The sequence below is a fragment of the Mesorhizobium salmacidum (SeqCode) genome, assembly GCF_037179605.1.
Lineage (GTDB): Bacteria > Pseudomonadota > Alphaproteobacteria > Rhizobiales > Rhizobiaceae > Mesorhizobium > Mesorhizobium salmacidum.
The window spans coordinates 1-4,285 of the sequence record NZ_JAPYKS010000062.1 but is presented as its reverse complement, the minus strand read 5'-3'; the positions used below and the strand labels follow the sequence as shown (position 1 = coordinate 4,285).

At 56.6% G+C, this 4,285-nt stretch carries 3 protein-coding genes and 1 pseudogene; all 4 read left to right on the top strand.

Features of this window, described 5'->3' with window-relative positions:
* Positions 1 to 429: 429 nt before the first annotated feature.
* On the top strand, positions 430 to 999 hold the full coding sequence (locus O7A60_RS32090; protein WP_415926884.1) for an SET domain-containing protein-lysine N-methyltransferase: 570 nt from the start codon (positions 430 to 432) through the stop codon (positions 997 to 999).
* A 74-nt stretch (positions 1,000 to 1,073) separates the two neighbouring features.
* The gene (locus tag O7A60_RS31540; RefSeq protein WP_337109553.1) at positions 1,074 to 2,342 is read left to right on the top strand and encodes an ATP-grasp domain-containing protein; all 1,269 of its coding nucleotides are present in this window, start codon (positions 1,074 to 1,076) and stop codon (positions 2,340 to 2,342) included.
* A 465-nt stretch (positions 2,343 to 2,807) separates the two neighbouring features.
* The gene (gene metK / locus O7A60_RS31535) at positions 2,808 to 4,004 is read left to right on the top strand and encodes a methionine adenosyltransferase (protein ID WP_337109552.1); all 1,197 of its coding nucleotides are present in this window, start codon (positions 2,808 to 2,810) and stop codon (positions 4,002 to 4,004) included.
* Positions 4,005 to 4,103: 99 nt separating this feature from the next.
* A pseudogene (locus O7A60_RS31530) lies at positions 4,104 to 4,285 on the top strand (adenosine kinase); the annotation flags it as partial.

Sequence of the window (4,285 nt, the reverse complement as noted above, 5' to 3'; positions counted from 1 at the left end):
GGGGCGACATGATCCGGAAAAATATCAGGAGGAGCTTGACCTCAACGACCCCAATCAGAGAAGCCTGCTAGACGTCCATCAGTGCTTCCCAACACTAGTTGTCGCATTTGTATCGTCCCACACAACGTGTTTTGGAGCAATTCTCGGGACCGCCTGAGCAAATAGCTGAGAAGTACCGGAATCGCGCCCTCTCGTGGCAACCGTCCAGATTGGCATAGATTTTGAACATCTCTTTGCAGGACGGAAGCAACGGGCCGCGAACATATACCGGGTGGCGCTTAATGGAGGGCTACGGCTGATGCTCCAACGAAGATCAGTCGTCTCAGCCTACCATGGCCTGCCCTCAGAATATGTAGGGTAACGACTCGACCGGCAAACCAGTTCGGGTGGCATCCAGGTTTGCCGCTATCATCATGGAAGGATTGCGACGTGCCAAATCCCTGGTTAAACAAATCTGTATCTATTTTGTCAGATGACGTCGGCTGTGCGAGGCGGATTAATGCCCGCAACGTAACAATTCGCGACACAGGAGACGCCAGAGGGCGCGGTGTCTTCGCTGCTCGCGATTTCTTGGCAGGCGACGCTGTGATTATTGGGCTCCTTGACCGCAGGGAAGAAAGGCGGACGGCATACTCGATACAGATGGACTGGAACTTTCATGCTCTCTTCCAGGAGCCAGCCAACCTTACCAATCATTGCTGTGATCCCAATCTTGCGATCGTCCCGAACCGGTTCGGAGCTTACGACTTTGTCGCTATTCGAGAACTTTCCCCGGGCGTTGAATTGACGTGGGACTATGCCACCTCAGAGTTCGAGAGCATTGCGGTGCCGGTCTGTCTTTGTTCGGCAGCGGATTGCCGGCAAACCGTTGGCGGATTCTCCACCCTCCCTCCCGAGAACGCGTTGGTCTCTGCCGGATTCTACGCACCTTATCTCAAACAAAACGCGGGACCGTTCCCTAGGGGGATAGGGATGTTTTCTAGATTTGTAGGCTCCTAGCGCCTCAAAACATCGCTCAAATTGTGAGCTGAGCCCAATTCGCGGGCGTTTTACCGCGCAAAGGAGACTGCCCAATGGGAAAAAAAGCACTCATTCTGATTGAAGGTCACAGGAATAGCGGTCCCCTATACCTCAGAGCAGCCCAGCAACTTGGCCTTGATACAATAACTCTGTCGGCTGATCCGGCTCAGTACAACTACCTTGCAGAGGAGGGTGTACAGGCAGTCCGTGTCGACACCAACAATCTCGATGCGCTTATGCAGCAATGTGTTCTGCTGAATGAGACCTCTGGAATTGCCGGTATAACCGGCTTCTCGGGCGAAAACGAGTCGGTGTACGCGACAGTTGGCAAGCTCTGCCGAGCGTTTAATTTTCCCGGACCGAACCCCGACGCAGTTGAACGGTGTAGCGACAAATTCACTCAGCGCGAGATCCTCAGGGACGCCGGAGTTCCAATGCCGGGATATCGCTTGGCAGCGGACTCAGCCGAGGTTCAAAAGTCCGCCGCCGAGATCGGGCTGCCGGTGATTGTTAAGCCAGCGGTGGGAAGTGGCAGCAGCGGTGTCCGGTTGTGTCGGGATGTCAATGAGTTGATAAGACACGCCGACTACCTGTCGAGCAGGAAGTACCCGTGGCCGTCTTCGCCGAGGATACTGGTCGAAGAATTTGCACAAGGCCCGAGTTATAACGCCGAGATAATGGGAAGTGATATTATCGGACTTACTGAGAGTGAATTCGCAACCCCAGCGCATTTCATCTACCATCAGTGGAGCTTTCCCGCTCTGCTGAAGGATTCCGAGAATCAACTTATCGCCAATCTTTCGCTAGACTGTTTGCGAGCTCTAGGCCTTGGCTGGGGGCCAACGAACATTGAATTTCGGTGGACGGATGTCGGGCCAGTCCTCATCGAAGTCAATCCCCGTCTTTCTGGCGCCCCAGGTCCACAGCTGGTCCAACTCGCTTGCGGTCTCGATCCTATCGCCGAGCACATCAAGCTTGTCGTCGGCGACGAATGGAATTTGGACCGAAAGCACTCGCAAACTGCGGCCGTGCGATTCCTGACTGCGGACGTCGATGGGATCCTCGATTGGATCGAGGGTGATCGTCTCGCGGCCGCATTACCGGGAGTCCACGAGGTGAAGTTGCATGTTGAACCTAAGACCCCGATCGTCAGCAAGGGCGATTGGCGCGATTGTATCGGGCACGTTATCGCAGCTTCACCCACCCTTGCTGCAACAGAGGTAATAATTCAGCGCGCTACAGGTCTAATAAATTGGTCCATAACACCGTTTTCGGCCTCTAGTGAAAGGGAACAAACTGAGGGTTCTTACCCGACGATCTGATGATCGAAACGCAGCAGGTCCGGAATCAGTCATCCCGGTATTGCCACCCGCAGTTGGAAGAAGGCCAATTGGTCCGGCACGCGATCGTGGGAGAAGTCCCCTCTCCCGAAGAAGCAAAGGTTGCTGGTAGGTGACTCTGCGGAACGATGACCCTGGATCGGTATGGGTGGAGGACGCTCTCCTCATGTCCTCCGATAGTGAATGGTCGCCGGGCGGAGCTGGTCAGGGTTGTGCCCGAGCCGCGCGCGGCTCGGCTGGCGCCTGACCGTGACCGATCTCCAAGGACGTGATTGCATTTGTTAGCCCTAGATACCGAGCCGGTCGAGCAGCGCCGCCGTATTTTGGCGCACTCGTCGCAAGGGTTCATTACCGAACCGGGCGATGGAGTGCCGGAGATGTGGGATACCGACCGAAAAGAGCGCCAACCCAGACACATATAACTTAAACTCGAAGCGAGGCTATTCCATGGCTAGAGCGTTTGTCTTTTCCTCCGAATCGGTCGGGGCCGGACACCCAGATAAAATGGCCGACAACATCTCGGATGCCATCCTCGATGCCATTCTTCGTGAGGACCCCAAGGGGCGCGTCGCTTGTGAAGCACTGGTGAAAAACTGTGAGACTTTGGTGAAGACAGGGATGGTCGTGCTGGCCGGCGAGATCACTAGTGACGCCCGGATCGACTACAGCCAAGTTGCCCGCGATACGATTCTAGACATCGGATATGATGACGACGCTGTCGGGTTTGATGGTCGGCGTTGCGCGGTCGTTCTGGCTATCAACGAGCAGTCGTCAGATATTAGCCAGGGCGTCGACCAAGGACGAGGAGTTGATCTCGATCAGGGAGCGGGGGATCAGGGTCTCATGTTCGGGTACGCTTGCAGGGAGACCGATACACTGATGCCCTTGCCGATCCAACTCGCTCACCAGTTGACGAAAAGGCAGGCAGAGGTCCGCGAAGCAGGACAGCTGAGCTGGCTGCGCCCTGACGTAAAATCGCAAGTCTCGGTGCGTTATGAAGGTTTGCGGCCTGTGGCGCTGGATACCATCGTCATGTCGACCCAACATGGTGAAGAGGTCTCACAGGAAGCCCTGCGGGAAGGCGTCATTGAGGAGATCATCAAGCCGGTCTTGCCGACCGACCTGGACACGACAGGGATCAGAATTCTGGTCAACCCGACGGGACGGTTCGTGGTCGGTGGACCGCGTGGCGACTGCGGCCTCACTGGACGCAAGATCATCGTCGACTCCTACGGTGGAATGGGACGCCACGGCGGTGGTGCCTTTTCCGGCAAGGACCCCTCCAAGGTCGATCGTTCCGCTGCGTATGCGGCCCGCTACGTCGCCAAGAATGTGGTGGCGGGCGGACTTGCCGAGGTTTGCGAGGTGCAGATTGCTTATGCGATCGGCGTGGCCAATCCGGTTTCGGTTTTCGTCAACACGTTTGGCACGGCGACGATCGAGGAAGAAAGGATCGAGCGCCTCATTCTTGAGCTGTTCGATCTCAGGCCCAAAGGCATTATCAAGATGCTTGATCTGTTGCGCCCGATATACCGCAAGACCGCGACCTACGGCCACTTCGGCCGTGAAGAGCCTGAGTTCAGCTGGGAGAGGACCGACAGAGCCGAGCTCTTGCGGCGGGAGGCAGGTCTGACTGCGGCTTGAGGGCAATGGCGGGTTGATCTGCAAGCGGCAGACCATCGCCACAAGGGCACCCGGTCGGCATGGCAAGAAGCCGGCTCGGGTTTTTTGGCGGAGACATTGATGCCGGATTATGACGTGCTTTGCATCGGCAATTCGATTGTCGACATCATCGCCCAGTGCGAGGAGGACTTCCTCGAGATCAACGGCATCATCAAGGGCGCGATGAACCTCATCGACACCCACCGCGCCGAATTGCTCTACAGCCGCATGGGCCCGGCGATCGAGGCCTCCGGCGGCAGTGC

Bases quoted from the DNA above. Each gene is read 5' to 3' on its own strand.
- metK (WP_337109552.1), top strand. From the start codon at position 2,808: ATGGCTAGAGCGTTTGTCTTTTCCTCCGAATCGGTCGGGGCCGGACAC.
- O7A60_RS31540 (WP_337109553.1), top strand. From the start codon at position 1,074: ATGGGAAAAAAAGCACTCATTCTGATTGAAGGTCACAGGAATAGCGGT.